Raw genomic sequence first — 22,468 nt, forward strand, 5'->3', positions numbered from 1 at the left:
GTCTCGAACGCCCCAGCACCCGCGCGGTGCTGGGGCGTTCGTTGTTTGCTGCACCTAAGCTGGGGCGCATGATCGACAATCCACGCTCGCCACGGGTCCGCGCCGTTGCCAAACTCGCCAAACGCGATGCCCGCCTCGAGACCGGCCTCTTCCTTCTCGAAGGCCCGCAAGCCGTCGCCGAAGCCCTTACTTTCCGCCCAGAGCTCGTCATCGAGCTGTTCGCGACGCCCACGGCCCTCGAGCGTTACGGCGATATCTCCACCGCCGCCGACAACGTCGGGATCGACATCGAGTTTGTCAGCGAGCAAGTTCTGGAAAGCATGGCCGACACGGTCACGCCGCAGGGCCTCGTGGCCGTGTGCCGCCAGTTTCCCACCTCACTCAAGGACATCCTGTCCGGCGAACCCAAACTGATCGCGATCCTCGAAGAGGTGCGCGATCCCGGTAACGCGGGCACCATCATCCGCGCGGCGGACGCGGCGGGTGCTGACGCCGTCATTTTCACCGGTCGCAGCGTCGACCTCTACAACCCCAAGGTCGTGCGGTCCACCACCGGTTCGCTTTTCCATCTTCCTGTCGCTGTTGGTATCGAGTTGGAGACAGTCGTCGAGCGCGTGCGCGCCGCCGGCCTACGCATCCTCGCCGCCGACATCAAGGGTGACGACCTGCTGGCAGCGCGCCGGAACGGCACTTTGGCTGGCCCCACAGCGTGGCTGTTCGGTAATGAAGCACGAGGACTGAGCGAGGAGCACTATGCGCTTGCGGACGGCGCTATCACGGTGCCGATCTACGGCCACGCAGAGTCGATGAACCTCGCCACCGCCGCATCCGTTTGCCTCTACGAGAGCGCGTTCGCACAGCGCGAATAGGCCTATTTCCCGCGAAAAACGGGGGCGAATGGGTTGTTTCATGGAGGTAACGAACGGCGGGGCACGTTGTTCAATGCCTCCGAGCTGTGGTTGGGTAGGTTCATGGAACCACTCGTCGTTATGACCGAAGTCAACAAACATTACGGCGATTTGCACGTGTTGAAGGACATTTCACTGACCGTCAACAAGGGCGATGTCGTCGTCGTGATTGGCCCCAGCGGGTCGGGTAAATCGACCCTGTGTCGTGCAATCAATCGGCTCGAGACAATCGACTCCGGTTCCATTGCTATCGAGGGCCGCGATCTTCCTGAGGAGGGTGCGGCACTGGCTAAGCTCCGCGCTGACGTGGGCATGGTCTTCCAGTCGTTCAACCTGTTCGCCCATAAGACGGTGCTGCAGAACGTGACACTGGGGCAAACCAACGTCCGGAAGCGGAGCAAAAAAGCCGCGGAAGAACGCGCGATGGAGTTGCTGGATCGAGTTGGGGTGGCTAACCAGGTGAGCAAGATGCCTTCCCAGCTATCCGGTGGACAGCAGCAGCGCGTCGCGATCGCGCGGGCGCTGGCCATGGATCCCAAAATCATGCTCTTCGACGAGCCGACATCGGCGCTGGACCCCGAGATGATCAACGAAGTTCTCGACGTCATGGTGGGTCTTGCCAAAGAGGGCATGACGATGGTCGTCGTCACGCACGAGATGGGGTTCGCCCGCAAGGCCGCCGACCGCGTGCTGTTTATGGCTGACGGACGCATCGTCGAAGACGCAGACCCCGAGACCTTCTTCACGAACCCGAAGTCGGCGCGCGCTAAGGACTTTCTCTCCAAAATACTTACCCACTGACCGGTGGGTCAGAAACACAGCAATCACAGCATGAGGAGAATGATGAGAGCCAAAAAAACTCTGAGCATTTCGGCCCTGGCCATCGTGGCCGCACTGACGTTGGCTGGCTGCGCAGGCGGCGAGGATGACTCCGCAGCCCCCGAGGTCGAGCAGACCGAGTTTGCCGAGGGCAGCACCATGGCAACGTTGCAGGAAGCCGGCGAGATCACCATCGGTACGAAGTTCGACCAGCCCCTGTTCGGCCTGGTTGACGCTGACGGTAACCCCCAGGGCTTTGACGTTGAGATCGGCAAGCTCATCGCCGCCAAGCTGGGGATCGCCGAAGACGGAATCAACTGGACCGAGACCGTGTCGGCCAACCGCGAGCCCTTCATCCAATCCGGTGAGGTCGACATTGTTGTGGCCACGTACACGATCAACGATGCGCGCAAGGAAGTCATTTCCTTCGCTGGCCCCTACTACGAAGCCGGCCAGGACCTCCTCGTCCTCGAGGGCAACCCCGAGGGCATTGAAGGACCGGATGACCTCGCCGGAAAGGCCGTCTGCACGGTGAGCGGTTCCACTTCCGAGAAGAACATCGCGGCGTACACAACGGAAATCATCGCAACCGGTGGATACGCAGACTGCCTCGAGCCGTTGCGCACCGGTGCCGTCGTTGCTGTGACCACGGACAACGTGATCCTCGCCGGCCTCGCCGACCAGAACGCGCCCGAGTTTGCGGTTGTCGGCAACCCGTTCACGGAAGAGCCCTACGGAATCGGCCTCGCGAAGGACGACACCGACTTCCGTACCTTCATCAACGATGTTCTCGAAGAGGCATACGAGGATGGCAGCTGGGACGAGGCCTGGGGAAGCACCGCTGGTGCTGTCCTGGACACTCCGGAGCCCCCGGCAGTCGATCGCTACTAGCACCAACCCGTGAGCTGGCCCGCGTGACAGGAATGTCGCGCGGGCCTTCGCACCCTTACCCACGAAGGCACCATGGACGCGATCATCGAGAACCTGCCGATATTCCTCGGCGGATTCTGGAAAACCCTGCAGCTGCTATTCCTCTCCGGAATCGGAGCGCTTGTGCTGGGCACCGTCATCGCAGCGATGCGTATCTCGCCGGTTGCAGCGCTCCGCGGTTTCGCGACGGTGTATACGGAGATCCTTCGTAATATCCCGCTGACGCTCGTACTGTTTTTCTGTGCGTTTATGCTCCCGTATCTCGGCGCCGCCCCCGAATACTTCACCTTCGCCGTGATCGGTCTCACCGCCTACACGTCCCCGTTTATCGCGGAAGCGATCCGCTCCGGCATCAACGGCGTCGCGCTCGGCCAGGCCGAAGCCGCCCGAGCGATCGGGCTGACGTTCGGGCAGACACTGCGCCTGATCATCATGCCGCAGGGTATCCGGATGGTCATTCCACCGCTGCTGAACGTGATCATCGCACTCACCAAGAACACGTCGGTAGCCAGCGCCTTCTTTGTGGTTGAGCTCATCGCCACATCCCGCCAGATCATCAACCTCCGGGGAGATGCGACAATCGCCATCCTGCTGGGAGTCGCGTTCTTCTACCTCCTGATCACGGTCCCGCTCGGCCTGGTCGCCGCCCACCTCGAACGAAAGGTAGCGGTGTTCCGATGAGCAACAACGTACTTTTCGACGTTCCGGGTCCCCGCGCCCGTCGAACGTCGCGCATCGCCTCCATCGTGACCTCTGTTGTGATTGTGGGCGGACTGTTCTACCTATACCTCGCGCTGGAGGCCCCCCGGGTCACCGCGAATGGCACAGAGACTCCCGGCATGTTCGACCCCACCCGGTGGGACGTCATCACCGACGGTCGCATGTGGAACGCCATCCTGGTGCGTGGGTTGCTTCTCGGAACCCTGAAGATGGCCGCCGTGGCCGCGGTGTTCGCGCTGCTGATCGGCGTCATCTTCTCGTTCGCCCGCACCGCGCGTTCGAAGTGGATCCGCATTCCCGCCGCCGTGCTGCTCGACTTCTTCCGGGGCATGCCGGTGCTGCTGCTGATGCTGTTCATCCTGCTCATCATCGGGCCGGGGGCATACTGGGCCGGCGTTGCAGGACTGGCGATTTACAACGGCGCTGTCATTGGCGAGGCGCTACGATCCGGAATCCAGTCCCTGCCGAAGGGACAGCGCGAGTCGGGCCTCGCCATCGGGCTGACCCCCGTGCAGACGCGGCTCATCGTCGAGTTTCCGCAGGCCTTCCGCCAGATGTTGCCGATTATCATCGCGCAACTCGTTGTGCTCCTCAAGGACACCTCGCTCGCGTACATCATCGCGTACCCAGAACTGCTGAATATCGGTCTTCGCCAGCTGCCGACGACCTACGGCAACCGCTACTTCTTCACGTTCTTCTTCATCGTTCTGATCGTCTACCTGACGGTGAATCTCCTGCTGTCGTGGGTCGCTCGGATTGTTGCCCGCCGAACCGCCTCCGGTCGGAAGACCAGACGCACGGGTCCCACCGCGGGCAAGGACGAGAAGGTCGGTGTCGATACCGCGGCAATGAATGCCGTCATGCCGGATTCGAGTTGATCCGTGGCGGATCGGGTGTCGGATGCTCGTAGCGTCCGACGCTAAACTCGGTTCCTGTGTCAGAGCCAACAAAACCAGAGCCAGCAAACACCGAGCCAGCAAAAGCAGAGCCAACAAACGCAGAGCCAGCAAAAGCCGCGTCCGGCGTCCCGACGTCTCCTGAAGCGCAGTCGGCCAAAGCCGCGGCCTCGCATGCCGCCGAGCCGGTCGTGATCACTGACGAGTCCGTCGCGTTTGCGGTGGATGCTGCGGTCGCAGCCTTCGCGGCAGCGTCGACCGCCGCCGACCTGAAGTTGGCACGGAGCGCCCATACGGGAGAGACCTCCCTTCTTGCGCGGCTGAACGCGACCCTGCGGTCGGTTCCGAACGACCAGAAGGCGGCGCTCGGCAAATTGGTGGGGCAGGCACGCGGCCGGGTGAACCAGGCCCTCGCCGCCCGCGAGGGTGAGGTGCTGGTCGCCGAGGAAGCTGCCAAGCTCGGCAGCGAAGCGGTGGACGTCACGGCCGTCGCCACCCGGTGGAGCGCGGGCGCGAGGCATCCGCTCTCCCTTCTCATGGAGCACATGAGTGACATCTTCGTCGGAATGGGCTGGGAGGTCGCGGAAGGACCAGAGCTCGAAAACGAGTGGTTCAACTTCGACTCGCTGAACTTCGACGAGGACCACCCCGCCCGCGCGATGCAGGACACATTTTTCCTCGACCCGGTCGAGTCCCACCTGGTTCTGCGCACGCACACCTCGCCGGTGCAGATCAGGTCGCTGCTCACCCGCGACCTTCCGGTCTATGTGGTCGCGCCCGGTCGCGTCTACCGAACCGATGAGCTGGACGCCACGCACACGCCGGTTTTCCACCAGCTCGAGGGCATCGCCATCGACAAGGGCCTCACGATGGCCCACCTGCGGGGCACGCTTGAGCAGCTTGCGCGGTCGCTTTTCGGCGACGGCGCCCAGATCCGGCTTCGCCCCAACTTCTTTCCCTTCACCGAACCGAGCGCCGAGATGGACGTCTGGCAGCCGAACGCCAAGGGCGGAGCGCGCTGGGTCGAGTGGGGCGGGTGCGGCATGGTCAACGGCAATGTGTTGCGTGCTGCGGGCATCGATCCCGATGAGTACCAGGGCTTCGCGTTCGGAATGGGGATCGAACGCACGCTGCAATTCCGAAACGAAATGAATGACATGCGCGACATGGTCGAGGGCGATATCCGGTTCAGCCAGCAGTTCGGGATGGCCGTCTGATGCGCGTTCCCGTTAGCTGGCTGCGCGACTACGTCGCCGTTCCCTCCGATGCCACCGCGGAGGACATCCTCGCCGACCTCGTCAGGGTCGGGTTCGAAGAGGAGGACATTCACACCTTCGGCGTCACCGGGCCGGTGGTGGTGGGAACAGTCCTCGAGTTCACGCCCGAGGCGCAGAGTAACGGCAAGACCATCAATTGGTGTCAGGTGGATGTCGGGGAGGCCGAGCCCCGCGGCATTGTCTGCGGAGCTCACAACTTCGCCGTCGGCGACAAGGTTGTGGTGTCGTTGCCCGGCGCCATGCTGCCCGGCCCGTTCCCTATTTCCGCGCGCAAGACCTACGGTCACCTGTCCGACGGCATGATCGCCTCCGCACGCGAGCTCGGAATGGGGGAGGAGCACGACGGCATCCTGCGCCTGGCGACGCTCGGGCTCGACCCGGCGCCTGGAGTCGACGCCATCGCGCTGCTCGGTCTTGACGACTTCGCGGTTGAGATCAACGTCACTCCCGACCGCGGCTACGCCTTCTCGATGCGCGGCGTCGCCCGCGAGTATTCCCACTCGACCGGGGCGACCTTCACCGACCCGGCCCTCGCTCTTCTGGAGCGTGCGCCGGCGGTGGATGTCGCGGGCCCCACACCCGCCACCTTCCCCGTCCTCGTGGACGACCAGGCACCCGTCCGCAACCGCGCGGGCTGCTCGGTGTTCGTCACCCGCGTTGTTCGCGGAGTGGACGCGAGCCTGCCGACGCCACCGTGGATGATCTCGCGGCTTGGGCTGGCCGGCATCCGTTCCATCTCGCTCGTTGTCGACATCACCAACTACGTGATGTGGGAACTGGGCCAGCCGATCCACGGTTACGACCTCGACACGCTCTCCGGGGGGCTCGTTGTGCGACGTGCCCAGCCGGGGGAGAAGCTCGTCACCCTCGACGACCAGAGCCGAACCCTGCATGCAGAAGACCTGCTCATCACCGACGGATCCGGTCCGATCGGCCTCGCCGGCGTTATGGGCGGCGCGGCCACGGAGATCTCGACCTCGACCACCTCGGTGCTGATCGAGGCGGCAAACTTTGACCCGACGTCCATTGCCCGCACGGCGCGTCGACACAAGCTGCCGAGCGAGGCGTCCAAGCGGTTCGAGCGCGGGGTTGATCCTCGGGTGGCTGTGGCTGCGGCCCAGCGAGTGGTGGAGCTGCTGGTCGAGCTCGCTGGCGGCACCGTCGACGAGTTGGGGTCGGTCTTCGATGCCGCGGTCGCACCCGTAGCCATCGAGCTGCCCCTGGACTACTCGGCGAAGCTCGTCGGGGTCGACTACACCGCCGAGGAGGTCCGCGGCTCGCTGGTGATGATCGGCGCAACGGTCGAGGCGTCGGACCACGACATTGCCGCGTCGGACCCGCGCAGCGCCGCGTCGGACACTGGCGTCATCACCGTCACCCCGCCCACCTGGCGGCCCGACCTGACCGACCAAGCCACCCTCGCGGAAGAAGTGGCTCGGATCGTTGGCTACGACCGCATCCCATCGGTGCTGCCCGTTGCCCCGCCTGGGCGCGGACTGACTCGGGCACAGAAATTGCGTCGCTCCGTGGCATCCGCTCTCGCCTCCGCAGGATCGACCGAGGTTCTGGCCTACCCCTTCCTGTCGCAGCGGGCCAACGACCGGTTCGGTTCGGCCGTCGCAGGCGGGGTGCCAGCGATTCGTCTGGCAAACCCTATGGACTCAGAAGCCGCCTGGATGCGCACCACCCTTCTGCCCGGCCTGCTCGACATCGCCCGGCGCAACCTGTCCCGCGGCCTGACCGACCTCGCGCTGTTCGAGATCGGGCAGGTCTTCCTCCCGTCCGCCGGTGTGCGCTACGGCAGTGGTCCGCTTCCGTTTGGCGCTGCGCGTCCTTCGGTGGATGCCCTCGCGGAACTGAACGCGGGAATCCCGCCGCAACCGCGCCACATCGCCGCCCTGTACCTCGGCGATTCGGTCGCGAAGGCTCCCGGGCAGCCAGCAATCGCCAGCGGAATCGCTGACGCCCTCGCGGCCGCCCACCAAATCGCGCACAGCCTCGCGGTTCAGCTGCGGGCCGCCACGGGTGAGCACCAGGCGTTCCATCCCGGACGCACCGCGGAACTGTGGGTGGGCGACCGCTCGGTCGGCTTCGCCGGCGAGTTGCTGCCCGCAATCGCCGACGACCTCAACCTGCCCCGCGTGGTGGGGCTGGTCGAACTCGACCTGGATGCGCTCATCGAGCTGGGCGCACACGACGTGACGGCCACACCGATCGCGAGCATGCCCGCGGCCACCCAGGACCTGTCGCTTGTCGTGCCGGCTGGGCTCGCCGCAGGCACCCTGCTCGAGACCATTCGCGAGGGCGCTGGCGCACTGCTCGAACAGGTGCGCCTGGTCGACGACTACCGGGGCGCCGGCATCGATGAGGGGTTCAAGTCGCTGACCTTCGCGCTGCGATTCCGAGCACCGGACCGCACCCTGACCGCGGCGGAGGCCTCGGAGGCGAAGCTCGCCGCGGTGACTCTCGCAGCCGACCGCTTCGCTGCAACCCTGCGCGAGTAGCGGCCACCCGGCGGGGAATGGGCCCCTCCGCCGGGTGACTGCGGTACGCGAACGCACTGCGATAGCGAAAATGCGATAGCGAAATGCGATACGATTCAGAAATGGATTCCCACGGATTGCGTTCGGGCCGGCTTCGCCGCCTTGTCGTCCGTGCACGCCGATCGTAGGCGACGCCTCCGCAACTGGCTACCGCCAGCACCCGCGCGACGTCGCCGCACCGATCCTCGTCCATCACGATCAATAAGGTAGAGCCATGTCTCTTTCCGTCGCTGTCGCAGGCGCAAGTGGGTACGCCGGTGGAGAAGTCCTTCGACTCCTCGCGGCTCATCCCGAGTTCACGGTGACCACGGTCACCGCCCATTCCAACGCGGGCCAGCCTCTGCTGGCCGTGCAACCACACCTTCGCTCGTTGTCGCACCTCACCCTGGTCGACACCACCCCTGAGAATCTCGCGGGTCACGACATCGTTTTTCTTGCGCTGCCCCATGGGAAATCTGGTGAGATCACCAGCAAGCTGGGCGATGACACCCTCGTCATCGACTGCGGCGCGGACCACCGGCTGGTCAGCGAAGCCGACTGGGCCGATTTCTACGGCGGCGACTACTTCGGCGCCTGGCCCTATGGATTGCCGGAGCTGGTGCTCGCCGGCGGCGGACGCCAGCGTGCCGCCCTGGTCGGTGCCCGGCGCATCGCGGTGCCCGGTTGCAACGTGACCGCCATCTCGCTGGGACTCGCCCCCGGGATCCGCGCGGGAGTAATCGAACCGGAGGACATCGTGGCGGTCCTCGCCGTCGGCCCGTCCGGCGCGGGCAAGAGCCTCCGCACCGACCTGCTCGCCAGCGAGATGCTCGGTTCCGCTTCCGCCTACGCCGTGGGGGGATCGCACCGGCACACGCCGGAGATCAGGCAGAACCTTGCCGCGGCCGGCGGGGTGGGCGTGACTATTTCGTTCACCCCCATGCTCGTGCCGATGTCGAGGGGCATTCTCGCGACGTCCACCGCGCGGCTGGCTCCGGGAGTGTCGCCCACAGACGTGCGATCCGCCTTTGAGATCGCCTACGCCGACGAACCCTTTGTTCACCTGTTGCCCGCCGGTCAGTTTCCCCGCACGGCCGACACCCTCGGCGCCAACACCGCGCTCATCGGTCTCGCTGTCGACGAGGTCGCCCGCCGGGTGGTCACCGTTACCGCACTCGACAACCTGGTTAAGGGAACCGCGGGCGCCGCGATCCAATCCGCCAACATCGCCCTCGGGCTGCCCGAGCAGCTCGGACTCACCACGAATGGAGTCGCCCCGTGAGCGTCACCCACGCAGCAGGATTTGTCGCAGCAGGCGTTGAGGCCGGTCTCAAAAAGAGCGGGGGCAAGGACCTCGCGCTCGTACAGAACGTGGGCCCCCGCGATGCGGCGGCCGTGGTGTTCACCAGCAACCGCGCCAAGGCGAACCCCATCATTTGGTCACAGCAGGTCATCGCGGACGGCCGGGTGTCGGCCATCGTGCTCAACTCGGGCGGAGCCAACTGCTACACCGGCACGCAGGGCTTCCAGGTCACCCACGCAACCGCAGAGGCTGTGGGGGAGAAGCTGGGAGTGTCGCCCGGCGACGTGCTGGTGTGTTCAACCGGCCTGATCGGCGAGCAGCTTCCGCTCGACATCATCCTCGCCGGTGTGAAAGCGACCGAACTCAGCGCCGACGGCGGGGTCGACGCGTCGCTCGCGATCATGACGACGGACAGTAAGCCCAAACGCGCCGTTGTCGAGGGCACGGGCTGGAGCATCGGCGGCATGGCGAAAGGCGCCGGCATGCTCGCTCCAGGTCTCGCGACGATGCTGGTGGTCATCACCACTGACGCCGACCTCCCATCATCCGCCCTCGACACCGCCCTGCGCGCCGCGACCCGGGTGACGTTCGACCGTCTGGACTCCGACGGGTGCATGTCGACCAACGATCAGGTGACCCTCCTGGCCAGTGGAGCCTCCGGGGTGGTCCCGGATCCCGCGGAGTTCACCGCGGCGGTCACTGCGATCTGCCATGACCTCGCGCTTCAGCTCCAGGCTGACGCCGAGGGTTCGAGCCACGACATCGCGATCGAAACGATCAACGCTGCCAGCGAGGACGACGCGGTAGAAGTAGGCCGTTCCGTCGCCCGAAACAACCTGTTCAAGGCGGCCGTGTTCGGCAACGACCCCAACTGGGGTCGCGTGCTCGCCGCGGTCGGCACCACCCAGGCCGAGTTCGATCCGTACGCGATTGATGTGTCGATCAACGGAGTCCGGGTCTGTGTCTCGGGCGAGCCGGGCCAGTCGCGCGACCTCGTCGACCTGACCCCGCGCGCGGTGCACGTGCTGATCGATCTCAAGTCGGGCGACAGCACCGCCACCATCTTCACCAACGACTTGACCCACGATTACGTGCACGAGAACAGCGCGTACAGCTCGTGAGTGAAAACCTGACAGGCCCGGATGCGCCGGACTATCTGGACGCGCCGGACAACACGGATGCGCCGGACAACAGCTTGCAGGAAGCGGCGGTCAAGGCCGCGACGCTGATCGAATCCCTGTCCTGGCTGAAGCGTTTTTCCGGTCAGACGATTGTCATCAAATTCGGCGGCAACGCGATGGTGGATGACGCGCTCAAACGCTCGTTCGCGGAAGACATCGTCTACCTCCGGTACGCGGGCATCCGTCCGGTCGTGGTGCACGGGGGCGGCCCGCAGATTTCCGCGGAACTCGCCCGCCGGGGAATCACGAGCGAATTCCGCGGAGGCTACCGCGTCACTACACCCGAAGCGATCGACGCCGTGCGCGACGTGCTCACCGTGCAGGTCAACGGCGAACTCGTCGGCTTGCTCGAGGAGCACGGCCCGCTCGCGGTCGGGCTGTCCGGTGAAACGGGCGGACTCTTCGGCGGCAGGCGACGCGGAGCCGTGGTCGATGGCGAAACCGTCGATCTTGGTCTGGTCGGTGACGTCGTCGAGGTTGATCCTTCGGTAGTTCTCGAGTACCTGAACGCCGGGCTGATACCCGTGGTCTCCACGATCGCGCCCGACCTCGACACGCCGGGTCAGTCGCTGAACGTGAACGCGGATGCCGCGGCCGCGTCGCTTGCCGTGGCACTCGGTGCCGCGAAACTCGTCGTGCTCACGGACGTCGCGGGCCTGTACCGAGACTGGCCCAACCGTGACTCGCTGATATCCAACATCGGCACGGCCGAGCTCGAGACGCTTCTGCCCAGCCTCGAGTCAGGAATGATTCCTAAAATGACGGCCTGCCTGGACGCTGTCCAGGGCGGCGTCGCGAAGGCCGCCATCATCGACGGTCGCATCCCACATTCGATCCTGCTGGAAATCTTCACCTCGCAGGGAATTGGCACGGAGGTAGTACCCGCATGACCGACACCGAAACCGCTTCCACGGGGTGGGCTGACCGTTATCGCGCAGCCATGATGGGCTCGGCGCCAGCGCCGCTGGCCCTGCTCGAGCGTGGCGACGGTGCGTACGTCTGGGACGCCGACGGAAACAAGTACCTCGACTTCCTCGCCGGCATCGCCGTCAACTCTCTCGGACACAACCACCCGGTGCTCGTCGCGGCCGTCACTCGCCAGGCGAGCGCGCTTGTCCACGTCTCCAACTACTTCGCCACGCGGCCCCAGATTGAGCTGGCCGAGCGTCTGCGCGAGATCACCGGCGCGGGAGACCGCGGTCGCGTGTACTTCGGAAACTCTGGTGCAGAGGCGATCGAGGCGGCACTGAAGCTGGCACGCCTCAACCACGGCCGCCCCCGGATTCTCGCGCTCAACAACTCATTCCACGGTCGCACGATGGGCGCGCTGTCCCTCACGGGCAAGCCCGCGCTCCGCGAGCCGTTTGAGCCTCTCATCCCCGGGATCGAGCACATCGACTCCACCATCGCCGCCCTCGAAGCGGTCATCGACGACTCCGTCGCGGCACTCATCGTCGAACCGATCAAGGGCGAAGCCGGGGTGGTCGGGTTGCCCGACGGTTACCTCCGCGCCGCACGCGCACTCACCGAGAAGCACGGCGTGCTGCTCATTCTCGACGAGATCCAGACGGGGGTTGGGCGCACCGGCAACTGGTTCTCTTTCCAGGGCACCGGCATCACTCCCGACGCGGTCGCCCTGGCGAAGGGCATCGCGGGCGGTATGCCCATCGGGGCGCTGGTGACCTTCGGCGCGGCATCCGACCTGTTTGAAACCGGCCAGCACGGCAGCACCTTCGGGGGCAACCCGCTGGCAACCGCGGTGGCGAATGCGGTCCTCGGCGAAATTGAGAGCGCCGGACTCATCGGCAACGCGGTCCTCCGCGGCCAGCAGATTCGTGCGGCGATCACGGCGATCGGCTCACCGCTCGTCGCCGAGATCCGCGGGGAGGGCCTGCTCATTGGAGTTGGCCTCAGCGAACCGGTCGCCGCCCGGATTTCCCGTGAGGCGTTCTCACTGGGGCTCATCGTCAACGCTGCGAACGAGAGCAGCATCCGCATCGCCCCGCCCCTCATCATCGGTGACGCCGAGATAGCGGAATTCACAGAGAAGTTCACCCGAGCCTTGGAGGCCGCAGCATGACCAGACACTTTCTGCGCGACGACGACCTGACCCAGGCCGAGCAGAACGAGATCCTCGACCTCGCGGTGGGTCTCAAGGCCGACCGATTTGGTACCCGCCCGCTCGCGGGTCCTCAGACCGTCGCCGTGATCTTCGACAAGTCCTCGACCCGCACGCGGGTGAGTTTTGCCGTCGGCGTCGCAGACCTTGGCGGAGTGCCCCTCATCATCTCCACGGCGAACAGCCAGCTCGGCGGCAAGGAGACCGCGTCGGACACCGCACGCGTGCTTGAGCGCCAGGTTGCCGCGATTGTGTGGCGCACCTACGGGCAGGCAGGGCTCGTCGAGATGGCCGCGGGCACCACGGTTCCGGTGATCAACGCGCTCAGCGATGAGTTCCACCCGTGTCAGTTGCTGGCCGACCTGCTCACCATCCGCGAGCACCGTGGCGCCCTCGCGGGCCAGACGGTCACTTTCCTCGGTGACGGCGCGAGCAACATGGGCCAGTCCTACCTGCTCGCCTGCGCTATCGCGGGAATGCATGTGCGGGTCGCGTCGCCGGCAGACTATGCGCCGAGCGCTGCCGTCGTTGCTGACGCCGAGAAGATCGCCGCTACCTATGGCGGGTCCGTACAGCTGTTCACCGACGCGGCGGCATCCGTCGCAGGAGCCGACATCGTCGTCACAGACACCTGGGTGTCAATGGGTAAGGAGGCCGAGAAGGCGGAGCGAGTCGCCACTTTCGGCGGCTACCGCGTGGACTCCGCCCTGATGGCGCTTGCCAAGCCCGACGCCCTGTTCCTGCACTGCCTGCCCGCCGACCGTGGGTATGAGGTCACCGCTGACGTTATCGACGGTCCGCAGAGCGTCATCTGGGACGAGGCCGAGAACCGCCTCCACGCCCAGAAAGCTCTCATGGTCTGGCTCCTCGGAAAGCAGTAGCTACCGCTATGACGAGCCCGTTGCGCCCCGTCGCCGGTCCGGACCGTATCCTCGGACTGGATCTGGCGCGGGGCCTGGCGGTCATCGGCATGTTCGCCGCGCACGTTCTCATCCTCGGGGAGTTCGACTGGACTACCCCCATCAGCTGGGGTGGGGTGGTGGATGGCCGCTCCGCGGCGACTTTCGCGTTGCTCGCCGGGGTGTCGATCGCGATCATCTCCGGAGGAGTGGCTCCCGCGGAGGGCGTCGCGCTCACCCGCGCCCGGGCACGCATTCTGGTGCGCGCGGCGCTGATCTTCGTGCTCGGAGGATTACTTTCCGCCCTCGGCACAAACGTGTACATCATCCTTGAGTACTACGCCGTGATCTTTGTGATGGCGCTGCCCGTACTGCGCTGGCGATCGCGCTCTCTCTTCGCGCTCGCCGGGGTGCTCGCTCTGGTAGCGCCGATCGCGCAGCTCGTGCTCACCCGTCTGCTGTCGGCCGCGGGACTGGCCGAATTGCCGCCGCTGACCTTGCTCATCACGGGGGCGTACCCCGCGATTGTATGGTTTGTGTTTGTTCTGGTCGGTGTGGGTATCGGGCGGCTCGACCTGCGGGTGCGGCGGGTGCAGCTGCGATTGCTTGCGGCAGGGGTGGTGCTCGCGGTACTCGGCTACACGGCGGGGTCGGTAGCGGCGCTGTGGTTGGAGCGGACGTCGCTGGGCACCGGGACATCCGCCCCCTCGCCCGGCGTTTATCCCGAAGTGAGCGAACTCTTCGACCTCACGCCCCTGCTGACCGCACTGCCGCATACCGGCTCGCCGTTCGAATTGGCGGGGGCCACCGGGTTCGCGGTTGCCCTGGTGGCGCTCTGCCTGATCGTTCTACGGCCCGGGGTGCTCGCCGCTGTGCGTGTCATTCTGTTTCCGCTGGTGGCGACCGGGTCGATGGCGCTGAGCGCATACTCGGCGCAAATCATCGCGCTGGCCGTCATTGGCGACGGCTACTGGGTGCAGGGCAGCAACAATGCCGCTCTGTACCTGAGCCTGACCCTCAGCATCCTGCTGCTGTGCACCCTGTGGTCACTGTTTTTGGGAAGGGGGCCGCTGGAGCGATTCCTCAGCGAAGCGTCCCGCAGCATGGCAGAGAGAATCACCGCCCGACGGCCCGGCAACGCTCTGCCGGAGCTTTCGACAGGGGACCGGGTGCGGGAACGGGAGTGATGCCCTGGGGGGAGCGGCACGGGGGAGCGGCACAGGGGAGCAGCACGGGGGAGCGGCTTGGGGGCGCAAAACGCGCCGCTAAGATTGACAGATCAAATCTGGTTGGAGAAACACGTAAATGTCGGAACGCGTAGTCCTCGCCTATTCGGGCGGCCTGGACACCTCAGTTGGTATCGGATGGCTGAAAGACGCCACGGGCAAAGAGGTCGTGGCGCTTGCCGTTGACGTCGGCCAGGGTGGCGAAGACATGGAGGACATCCGCCAGCGCGCCCTCGACTGTGGCGCCGTGGAAGCGGTCGTCGTCGACGCGAAGAACGAATTCGCCGAGGACTACCTCATGCCCGCGCTCAAGGCCAACGCGATGTACCAGAAGACGTACCCTCTCGTCTCGGCGCTGAGCCGCCCGGTTATCGCCCGACACCTCGCCCGCATCGCGAAGGAACTTGGCGCCGATTCCGTAGCGCACGGCTGCACGGGCAAGGGCAACGACCAGGTTCGCTTTGAGGCCGCCGTCGCGGCTCTGGCACCCGATCTCACCAGCATCGCGCCGGTTCGCGACCTCGCCCTGACCCGCGACAAGGCCATCATCTACGCGGAGCAGAACAACCTGCCCATCCGCCAGAGCGCGGCAAGCCCGTACTCGATCGACAAAAACGTCTGGGGCCGGGCGGTGGAGACCGGGTTCCTTGAGGACCCGTGGAACGCACCGATCGAGGACCTCTACGAGTACACGATGGACCCGTCCGTACTGAAGCCGGCCGACGAGGTCGTCATCACGTTCACCGCCGGTATTCCGACGGCGATCAACGGCAAGGCGGTCACCCCGCTTGAGGCAGTCGAGCAGCTGAACATCCTCGCGGGCAAGCACGGCGTTGGCCGCATCGACGTGGTCGAAGACCGCCTGGTCGGCATCAAGAGCCGTGAGGTTTACGAAGCTCCCGCCGCTACGGCCCTGATCGCCGCCCACGAGGCACTCGAGTCGCTGACGCTCGAACGTGACGTCAACCGTTACAAGCGCGGGGTTGAGGCCGAATGGTCGAACCTCGTCTATGACGGTCTGTGGTTCTCGGGCCTCAAGCGCAGCCTCGATGTATTCATCGACGACACGCAGAAGTACGTGAGCGGCGACATTCGCCTCAAGCTGCAGGGTGGACGCGCCGTCGTCACGGGGCAGAAGAGCGATCAGAGCCTCTACGACTTCAGCCTCGCCACCTACGACACCGGGGACACCTTCGACCAGTCGCTGTCGAAGGGCTTCATCGAGATCTGGTCTCTTCCGAGCAAGATCTCGGCGCGCCGCGACCTCGGCGCGTAGCGGTCCGGAGTTTCAGAAGTGTCGAAGTCATCCAGCGAAAGTGCGGGCGCCCTCTGGGGCGGCCGGTTCAGCGATGGACCGTCGCCCGAGCTCACCCGCCTGTCGAAATCCACCCATTTCGACTGGCAGCTCGGCCCGTACGACATTGCCGGGTCGAAGGCGCACGCGCGCGCCCTCTCGGTAGCGGGATACCTCGACGCCGACGAGTTGCAACGCATGCTCGACGCGTTGGACGAGCTGCTCGAGGCGTTCCTCGACGGCTCGTTCGCGCCGCTAGAGAGCGACGAGGATGTGCATTTCGCTCTTGAGCGAGGTCTGATTGCCATCGCGGGGCCCGAGCTTGGCGGCAAACTCCGGGCGGGGCGCAGTCGTAATGACCAGATCGCGACCCTGGTGCGCCTCTACCTGCTCGAGCACGCAACGGCGATCGGCCATCTCCTGCTTCAGCTCATCGACGCGATCGGTGCGCAGGCGAACGAGCACGAGAACTCTCCCATGCCGGGCCGCACCCACCTGCAGCACGCCCAGCCGGTACTGCTTGCGCATCACCTCCTCGCGCACGCCTGGCCGCTGGTGCGGGATCTGGAGCGACTGCGCGACTGGCGCGTCCGCGCCTCGGCGTCCCCGTATGGTGCCGGCGCTCTTGCCGGGGGAGCCCTTGGGCTCGATCCGGTCGCGATCGCGACGGAGCTCGGACTGGGTGCGCCGACCGAGAACTCGATCGACGCGACCGCGAGCCGTGATGTTGTCGCGGAGTTCGCGTACATCACCGCCCAAATCGGCATCGATATTTCTCGCTTCGCCGAGGACATCATCCTGTGGGCGACCCGCGAGTTTGACTTCGTGCGCCTGCATGACGGATATTCCACCGGGTCGTCGATCATGCCGCAGAAAAAGAACCCGGACATCGCCGAACTTGCCCGTGGCAAGGCGGGACGACTGGTTGGCAACCTGACCGGCTTACTCACCACTCTCAAGGGCCTGCCGCTGGCGTACAACCGTGACCTGCAGGAGGACAAGGAGCCCGTCTTTGACTCGGTCGAGACGCTAGAGGTTCTTCTGCCCGCCTTCACGGGGATGGTCGCCACGCTGAGATTCAACACCGAGCGGATGGCGGAACTCGCCCCGCAGGGCTTCTCCCTCGCCACAGATGTCGCCGACTGGCTCGTTCGTCGTCACGTCCCCTTCCGCGAGGCACACGAAATCAGCGGCGCGCTCGTGCGATTCTGCGAAGAAAACGACCTTGAGCTGCACGAGCCGTCCGACGAGCAGTACGCCGCCGTGTCACCGCATCTCACCGGCGAGGTGCGCGCCGCCCTCACGGTCGAGGCGTCGTTGGCGAGCCGCAGCGGCGTGGGGGGCACGGCTCCGGCGCGAGTAGCCGAACAGCTGGCACTTCTCACCGCGCGCGTGCGCGAACTCGATCCCCGGAGAACACTGTGACCCTGAGCCGCGATCGTGACCGCGATCCCCGTAAGCGTCCTCCGATGAGTTCGCGCGCCATGTGGTTCACGATCGCCGGCGCGGTCGCCATCCTGGTGTTCGTCGCCATTGTTCTCATCGTGAGCGGGCAGAGCTTCTTCTAGGCGCAAGGCTTCCAGCGTGAACCACGACCCCTTCGCTCGCGACGGCCTCGAGATGGTTCCTCCTCGGCGACCCGCGTTTGACCGAGACCTGCTGCGCCAGTCGGCGCTTACAGTGGCGCCAATGTTGTTGGGCGCAACGATCACCTGCAGCGGCGTGACTGTTCGCCTCACGGAGGTCGAGGCTTACCTCGGAGCCGAGGACCCGGGGTCGCACGCGTTCCGCGGACCAACGCCCCGGAATGCCCCGATGTACGGTGACGCCGGGCATCTCTACTGCTATTTCACCTACGGCATGCACACGTGCGCAAACGTGACAACGGGGCCCGTCGGGAGCGCGCAAGCAGTTCTGCTGCGCGCCGGAGAGGTTGTCGGGGGTGTGGCGCTCGCCCGTTCGCGGCGGACTACCAGCCGCATCGACCCTGATCTTGCGCGCGGCCCGGCCCGGCTCACGGTCGCGTTGGGGATCACGTTGGATGACTCAGGAGTTGACCTTGGCAGTGGTCGGGTGCAGCTCGAACTCGCTCCTGAACCCGCCCACTACGGCTCGGGTCCACGCACGGGCGTATCGGGGCCGGGTGGAAGTTTGGACTACCCGTGGCGCTTCTGGATTCCGAACGAGTCGTCGGTGTCACCGTATCGACGTTCCGTGGTCAGGAAAACGTGATGGTCCGGCCTTCCTCCAGCCGAATGAGCTCTAAGCGGATGCCGCAATGCCCACTCAGAACGGCACGTTCGACTGCACCGTGATCAGGAGAAGAGCCCCGGTCGCGCACGCCCAGATCAGACTGACCAGGGTGCCGATGATGAAACGCTCCCGCGCCTCCGGGCTGTCAAGTTCGTTGAACCGACCGAGGCCTTTGATCGCAACGATGACGGCGATTCCCTCTACCCGCCCCACGGCAAGGCAGCCGAGCACGGCGATGCGTTCGAGATACCCGATCGTTGACCCTCCGCGCAGCACCTCGCGCCCGCCAGCGTAATTGTCTTCGGGCTGATCGTGGCGGATATCGCGCTCACCACCGTCGCCCTCGCCGCCCTCGCCGAAACTGACGCGCGCGCCTCGTGCTGGGCCACCGTCGCCCGCCGGCACGATCCCGCCGTGGAGGCCAGCCCGCACGGAGTGGGACTCGGCACGGCCAACCACATAGAGCGTCAGCGGGCCTCCCGCAACAACGCCGAGCACAAACAGTTCCACCGCGAGAATCGAACCAACCATGGGGTGGGGCGGCCACAGTTGCAGACCGAGCGCACTGGCCAGGAGCCCCAGCGCAACCGGGGTCGCGGAGAGGGCGCCCACGAGGGGCAGGTTGATCCTCGCCGAAACGATCGCGAGCACGATGCAGACGCCGATGGCAAGAGCGGCACCGGCCCACAGGTAGTTGTCGAGCAGATAGAACAAGTTGAGATCAGGCATCGGTGCAAGTCTGGCGGACACCCCCGACGGTGTCGACTGGGTATCGGATGCGGCCGCTGCTACGCGTGGGCCGGTCCGTCGTCGGGCCGGACCGTCGCGGTGGTGGCGGTGGTGGTGGTGGCGGTGGCGGCGGCGGCGTTCGCCTCGCCCAGCAGACGGACAAGCGGACCCATCGCGGCAAGCTCCGACCGGATACCGGCGGTCCGGGCACGCTGGCTGGCCGCTTGCGGCGATATAGCCAGCCGGGCCGCGGCATCCGCCTGGGACATCCCCGTCGCCACGAGGTCGAACAGCTCCCAGCCCTCCGCGGTTCTCCGCGCGCGCAGCAGCAGCAACAGCTCGAGCAATGGAGCAACGTCGGCGGCACCGAGGAGGTGATCGTCCGCGACCGAAAGAGCAAAGCGGAACGGCGCGCGCTTGGCGCGGTCGACAGCGTCCCGAGCGGCAACAAACGCTGGTCCGCTGGCTTCGCGGGTGTTGCGGGGTAGGGGAGTTCTGGTGGTTCCGATGCCGCACCCCACACTCCACTGTCCGCCGCGGGTTAGCTCGAGAATGAGCGCGAGGGTCGGTTCGGGGGTGGCAAACAGCGCCTGGATCTCGTCACCCGCGTTGCGATCAACGGGCAGCGCGAGGTGCTTCTCGTAACGGGCGTTGAGTCCGGCGACCGCCGCTCCCGCCAGATCGCCGCGGCGTGTGCTGTCCACTTGATCTGCAGTTATCACAAACACGTCTATCAACTCCCTGCGCCTGATTAGCCTCGCATCAAGTCTACTGACTAGACAAGCGAGTAATCAAGGTCGCTGGCTTGTTTCCAGTGGCGCGGTCGGCCTCGGCTACCCTGTAGATCGTGCCAGTTCACTCCTCCGAACATTTCTCCCGCCAGAGCAACGACTCTTCCTTCCCCACCCTGTGGGATGAACTTCAGTGGCGCGGCCTGATCCACGTCTCCACAAACGAGGACGAACTGCGCGATCTGCTCGCGGGGGAGCCGATCACGTACTACTGCGGCTTTGACCCGACGGCTCCCAGCCTGCACCTCGGCAACTTCGTGCAGCTGATGCTGATGCGCAGGCTCCAGCTCGCGGGCCACCGTCCGCTCGGCCTAGTCGGGGGCTCCACCGGTCTCATCGGAGACCCGCGCCCCACCGCGGAACGCACTCTCAACACGCCTGAGGTTGTGGCCGAATGGGTCGGCTACCTGCAGGCCCAGGTTGCCAAATTCCTCAGCTTCGAGGGCGACAACGCGGCCAGGCTCGTGAACAACCTCGACTGGACCTCGCCATTGAGTGCCATCGAGTTTTTGCGGGACATCGGCAAGTACTTCCGGGTGGGCACCATGATCAAGAAGGATGCCGTCAGCACCCGACTGAACTCCGATGAGGGCATCAGTTACACCGAATTCAGCTACCAGATATTGCAGGGCCTCGACTTTCGTCAGCTGTTCGTTGACCACAACTGCGTTCTGCAAACCGGTGGCTCCGATCAGTGGGGCAACCTGACGAGCGGAGTAGACCTCGTCAAGCGCTCGCTCGGTTCGACCGTGCACGCCATCGGCACGCCGCTGATCACCAACTCGGATGGCCGCAAATTCGGAAAGAGCGAGGGCAACGCGATCTGGCTCGATGAAAAACTCACGAGCCCCTACGCCGTCTACCAGTTCTGGCTGAACACGGATGACGCGGATGTCGTCGACCGGCTCAAGGTATTCACCTTCCTCACCCGAGCCCAGATTGACGAGCTGGGCGAGGCGGTCGCGACCGAGCCGTTCCGCCGTCTGGCGCAGCGCACGCTCGCCTTTGAGGTGACGACGCTCATCCACGGTGAGGCAGCGACCCTCGCCGCGATCGCCGCGGCGGAAGCTCTGTTTGGCCAGGGTGATCTGGCGGCTCTCGACGAGGTCACGCTGGCCAGCGCGATCGACGCACTTCCCACCGCGATCGCGACGGCGGGTTCGCCGGTTACCCAGGTGCTCCTCGACGCAGGCTTGGTCGCGAGTCTGGGGGAGGCCCGGCGTGCGATCGGCCAGGGTGGCGTGTACCTGAATAACGTGAAGGTGGATGATGACGCGGCGCTGATTGGACAGTCAGTACTGCACGGAAAGTTCGCCGTGCTGCGCCGGGGCAAGAAGACGCTCGCCGGCGTGCGGATCGGCTAGGACGAAGTCCCGCGGATAGACCCGAGCTCGGTGATAGCGAAGCCCATTCAGCTTTTCGATAGTATTCGTCGGTAAACATTGCGTATACACCTCAGAGGAGCTATGTGAGCGACGTCAAGGATCCACCCGGTACCGCTGCCTTCGGTCAGATTCTCGCCGCCGCGGGTGTCGCACCGCTGCGGAAGCCGGGAGAGCCGGCTGCCCAGCCAAAGCTGACGCCAGCTACGAGACGCGAATCGCGCGAACAGTTGCGAGGCCGACCAGGCCGGCGTGCATGGAACCGGAGGCCGCACAGCAGGCGATCGGCCGCAGGGAACGCGAGCGCATCGAAGCAGCGCGCACGGGGTGGAGCTGCGCCGAAGGCAAGCGTCATCGACTGGAGTGCGCTCGCGCTGGCGGTCGTGGTCCCGCCAGCAGGGTTACTCCTGAGCGTTGCCGCGCACATCGCCGACCGTCGTCGGGTGGGATGGGCCACGACGGTTACCAAAATCTCGACCGGGGTCGCGTGCGTGCTCACCATCGTGCTTGCGGCCGGAACTGTGGTCGCTCTTGAGCTCCGCCACGAGGGCGCGGCACACGACGCGATTGTTGCGAGCAGCGCTGAATTCTGCGGAGCGCTTGCTTCTCCCGACGATCTACTCAGCAGCAGTACCCTCGGATGGCCCGCGGTGGGCAGCACCATCCCGCTGACGATCACGGCGATGGAGCAATACACGGCGCGCTGGACCTCCATCGCGGCGATCGCACCGGAGGGCATCCAGCATGGCGCGCAGCAGTTGGTCGTGGCGGGCCAGGCAGCCGTCGACTCTGTGACCGCCTCGCGCACGGTCGATCACGCCAGCAATGTGGCTCGACTGGAAGCCGCAGCCGACTCGTCAGGCATCACCCAGTGGGCCGACCAGTATTGCCAGTGACAAGCTGGGCTGACTGACTTCACCCCTGCGACACGCCCGGGCGTAACGTGCAGTTGCCCCACTCGTCATCTGCGCGTAATGTCATCTCTCGTCACCCCACAGGTTCGGAAAGTCGAAGTGCTTACCGGCCTCAAGCGGGACCAAATCCCATCAACAAACTGAGCGTCAATGTTCGTTTGAAGTTGCGGATGTAACAGTCACTCAGACTTCGTTTTCTAACGAAGACTCGTGTGATAGGTTTGTGAAGTTGCCCTGAGGAACACCGTGAGGTGGGATCAGGTGCGTCCGATCCTTGAGAACTCAACAGCGTGCACAATGTCAAA

At 65.4% G+C, this 22,468-nt stretch carries 20 protein-coding genes; 18 read left to right on the top strand and 2 right to left on the bottom strand.

The genetic code is table 11. The annotated features are described in order from the left end of the window. The first annotated feature begins 68 nt into the window (after positions 1-68). The 16 genes from B0I08_RS05885 (at position 69) to B0I08_RS05960 (ending at position 18,326) form a co-directional block, all read left to right on the top strand. Complete coding sequence (locus tag B0I08_RS05885; RefSeq protein WP_106210741.1) at positions 69-869, top strand: TrmH family RNA methyltransferase; 801 nt, start codon at positions 69-71, stop codon at positions 867-869. A 102-nt stretch (positions 870-971) separates the two neighbouring features. Then, a complete protein-coding gene (locus tag B0I08_RS05890) occupies positions 972-1,709 on the top strand; it encodes an amino acid ABC transporter ATP-binding protein (protein WP_106210743.1) in 738 nt (245 codons plus the stop codon). Between the two features lie 42 nt (positions 1,710-1,751). Further along, positions 1,752-2,618, top strand: coding sequence for a glutamate ABC transporter substrate-binding protein (locus B0I08_RS05895; RefSeq protein ID WP_106210870.1), 867 nt, complete (start codon positions 1,752-1,754; stop codon positions 2,616-2,618). A gap of 72 nt (positions 2,619-2,690) precedes the next feature. Next, positions 2,691-3,338 carry an amino acid ABC transporter permease gene (locus tag B0I08_RS05900; protein WP_106210745.1) on the top strand — a complete coding sequence of 216 codons (648 nt, stop codon included), beginning with the start codon at positions 2,691-2,693 and terminating at the stop codon, positions 3,336-3,338. Beyond that, positions 3,335-4,255, top strand: coding sequence for an amino acid ABC transporter permease (locus B0I08_RS05905; protein ID WP_106210747.1), 921 nt, complete (start codon positions 3,335-3,337; stop codon positions 4,253-4,255). Before B0I08_RS05900 ends, B0I08_RS05905 begins: the two co-directional genes overlap by 4 nt. 209 nt (positions 4,256-4,464) lie before the next feature. Then, positions 4,465-5,490 (top strand): phenylalanine--tRNA ligase subunit alpha, encoded by a 1,026-nt coding sequence (pheS, locus tag B0I08_RS05910; RefSeq protein ID WP_106210749.1) that lies wholly within the window; start codon positions 4,465-4,467, stop codon positions 5,488-5,490. Continuing rightward, entirely contained in the window at positions 5,490-8,054 is a 2,565-nt protein-coding gene (pheT, locus tag B0I08_RS05915) for a phenylalanine--tRNA ligase subunit beta (RefSeq protein ID WP_106210751.1), read from the top strand. The genes pheS and pheT overlap by 1 nt, the downstream gene beginning before the upstream one ends. 253 nt (positions 8,055-8,307) lie before the next feature. After that, on the top strand, positions 8,308-9,354 hold the full coding sequence (argC, locus tag B0I08_RS05920; RefSeq protein ID WP_106210752.1) for an N-acetyl-gamma-glutamyl-phosphate reductase: 1,047 nt from the start codon (positions 8,308-8,310) through the stop codon (positions 9,352-9,354). Beyond that, complete coding sequence (gene argJ, locus B0I08_RS05925; protein ID WP_106210754.1) at positions 9,351-10,496, top strand: bifunctional glutamate N-acetyltransferase/amino-acid acetyltransferase ArgJ; 1,146 nt, start codon at positions 9,351-9,353, stop codon at positions 10,494-10,496. Before argC ends, argJ begins: the two co-directional genes overlap by 4 nt. Positions 10,497-10,531: 35 nt before the next feature. Then, complete coding sequence (gene argB, locus B0I08_RS05930; protein ID WP_106210872.1) at positions 10,532-11,446, top strand: acetylglutamate kinase; 915 nt, start codon at positions 10,532-10,534, stop codon at positions 11,444-11,446. Further along, complete coding sequence (locus tag B0I08_RS05935) at positions 11,443-12,636, top strand: acetylornithine transaminase (RefSeq protein ID WP_106210756.1); 1,194 nt, start codon at positions 11,443-11,445, stop codon at positions 12,634-12,636. Before argB ends, B0I08_RS05935 begins: the two co-directional genes overlap by 4 nt. Further along, positions 12,633-13,556: an ornithine carbamoyltransferase gene (argF, locus tag B0I08_RS05940; RefSeq protein ID WP_106210758.1), complete on the top strand. Its 924-nt coding sequence runs from the start codon at positions 12,633-12,635 to the stop codon at positions 13,554-13,556. The genes B0I08_RS05935 and argF overlap by 4 nt, the downstream gene beginning before the upstream one ends. An 8-nt stretch (positions 13,557-13,564) precedes the next feature. Next, positions 13,565-14,761: a heparan-alpha-glucosaminide N-acetyltransferase domain-containing protein gene (locus B0I08_RS05945; RefSeq protein WP_106210760.1), complete on the top strand. Its 1,197-nt coding sequence runs from the start codon at positions 13,565-13,567 to the stop codon at positions 14,759-14,761. Positions 14,762-14,879: 118 nt separating this feature from the next. Beyond that, positions 14,880-16,076: an argininosuccinate synthase gene (locus tag B0I08_RS05950; RefSeq protein WP_106210762.1), complete on the top strand. Its 1,197-nt coding sequence runs from the start codon at positions 14,880-14,882 to the stop codon at positions 16,074-16,076. 18 nt (positions 16,077-16,094) lie between these two features. Further along, positions 16,095-17,519, top strand: coding sequence for an argininosuccinate lyase (argH, locus tag B0I08_RS05955; protein ID WP_106210764.1), 1,425 nt, complete (start codon positions 16,095-16,097; stop codon positions 17,517-17,519). A gap of 195 nt (positions 17,520-17,714) precedes the next feature. Further along, positions 17,715-18,326, top strand: a complete 612-nt coding sequence (locus tag B0I08_RS05960) for a DNA-3-methyladenine glycosylase (protein WP_106210874.1) — start codon at positions 17,715-17,717, stop codon at positions 18,324-18,326. Between the two features lie 54 nt (positions 18,327-18,380). Here B0I08_RS05960 and B0I08_RS17525 read toward each other — a convergent pair whose 3' ends face one another. Further along, the gene (locus B0I08_RS17525) at positions 18,381-19,076 is read right to left on the bottom strand and encodes a hypothetical protein (protein WP_146134324.1); all 696 of its coding nucleotides are present in this window, start codon (positions 19,074-19,076) and stop codon (positions 18,381-18,383) included. 59 nt (positions 19,077-19,135) lie between these two features. Beyond that, positions 19,136-19,780, bottom strand: coding sequence for a DNA-binding protein (locus B0I08_RS05970; RefSeq protein ID WP_181243251.1), 645 nt, complete (start codon positions 19,778-19,780; stop codon positions 19,136-19,138). Positions 19,781-19,923: 143 nt separating this feature from the next. Here B0I08_RS05970 and tyrS point away from each other — a divergent pair, with 143 nt between their 5' ends. Then, entirely contained in the window at positions 19,924-21,231 is a 1,308-nt protein-coding gene (tyrS, locus tag B0I08_RS05975) for a tyrosine--tRNA ligase (RefSeq protein ID WP_181243253.1), read from the top strand. A gap of 104 nt (positions 21,232-21,335) precedes the next feature. Continuing rightward, positions 21,336-22,145, top strand: a complete 810-nt coding sequence (locus B0I08_RS17530) for a hypothetical protein (RefSeq protein ID WP_146134325.1) — start codon at positions 21,336-21,338, stop codon at positions 22,143-22,145. The last annotated feature ends 323 nt before the right edge of the window (positions 22,146-22,468 follow it).

This window comes from Glaciihabitans tibetensis (genome assembly GCF_003003265.1).
Classification (GTDB): Bacteria; Actinomycetota; Actinomycetes; order Actinomycetales; family Microbacteriaceae; genus Glaciihabitans; species Glaciihabitans tibetensis.

Excerpts from the sequence above, each read along its gene's own strand:
- B0I08_RS05885 (WP_106210741.1), top strand. The coding sequence starts at position 69 with ATGATCGACAATCCACGCTCGCCACGGGTCCGCGCCGTTGCCAAACTC.
- B0I08_RS05890 (WP_106210743.1), top strand. The coding sequence starts at position 972 with ATGGAACCACTCGTCGTTATGACCGAAGTCAACAAACATTACGGCGAT.
- B0I08_RS05895 (WP_106210870.1), top strand. The coding sequence starts at position 1,752 with ATGAGAGCCAAAAAAACTCTGAGCATTTCGGCCCTGGCCATCGTGGCC.
- B0I08_RS05900 (WP_106210745.1), top strand. The coding sequence starts at position 2,691 with ATGGACGCGATCATCGAGAACCTGCCGATATTCCTCGGCGGATTCTGG.
- B0I08_RS05905 (WP_106210747.1), top strand. The coding sequence starts at position 3,335 with ATGAGCAACAACGTACTTTTCGACGTTCCGGGTCCCCGCGCCCGTCGA.
- pheT (WP_106210751.1), top strand. The coding sequence starts at position 5,490 with ATGCGCGTTCCCGTTAGCTGGCTGCGCGACTACGTCGCCGTTCCCTCC.
- argC (WP_106210752.1), top strand. The coding sequence starts at position 8,308 with ATGTCTCTTTCCGTCGCTGTCGCAGGCGCAAGTGGGTACGCCGGTGGA.
- B0I08_RS05935 (WP_106210756.1), top strand. The coding sequence starts at position 11,443 with ATGACCGACACCGAAACCGCTTCCACGGGGTGGGCTGACCGTTATCGC.
- argF (WP_106210758.1), top strand. The coding sequence starts at position 12,633 with ATGACCAGACACTTTCTGCGCGACGACGACCTGACCCAGGCCGAGCAG.
- B0I08_RS05945 (WP_106210760.1), top strand. The coding sequence starts at position 13,565 with ATGACGAGCCCGTTGCGCCCCGTCGCCGGTCCGGACCGTATCCTCGGA.
- B0I08_RS05950 (WP_106210762.1), top strand. The coding sequence starts at position 14,880 with ATGTCGGAACGCGTAGTCCTCGCCTATTCGGGCGGCCTGGACACCTCA.
- B0I08_RS05960 (WP_106210874.1), top strand. The coding sequence starts at position 17,715 with ATGGTTCCTCCTCGGCGACCCGCGTTTGACCGAGACCTGCTGCGCCAG.
- B0I08_RS17525 (WP_146134324.1), bottom strand. The coding sequence starts at position 19,076 with ATGCCTGATCTCAACTTGTTCTATCTGCTCGACAACTACCTGTGGGCC.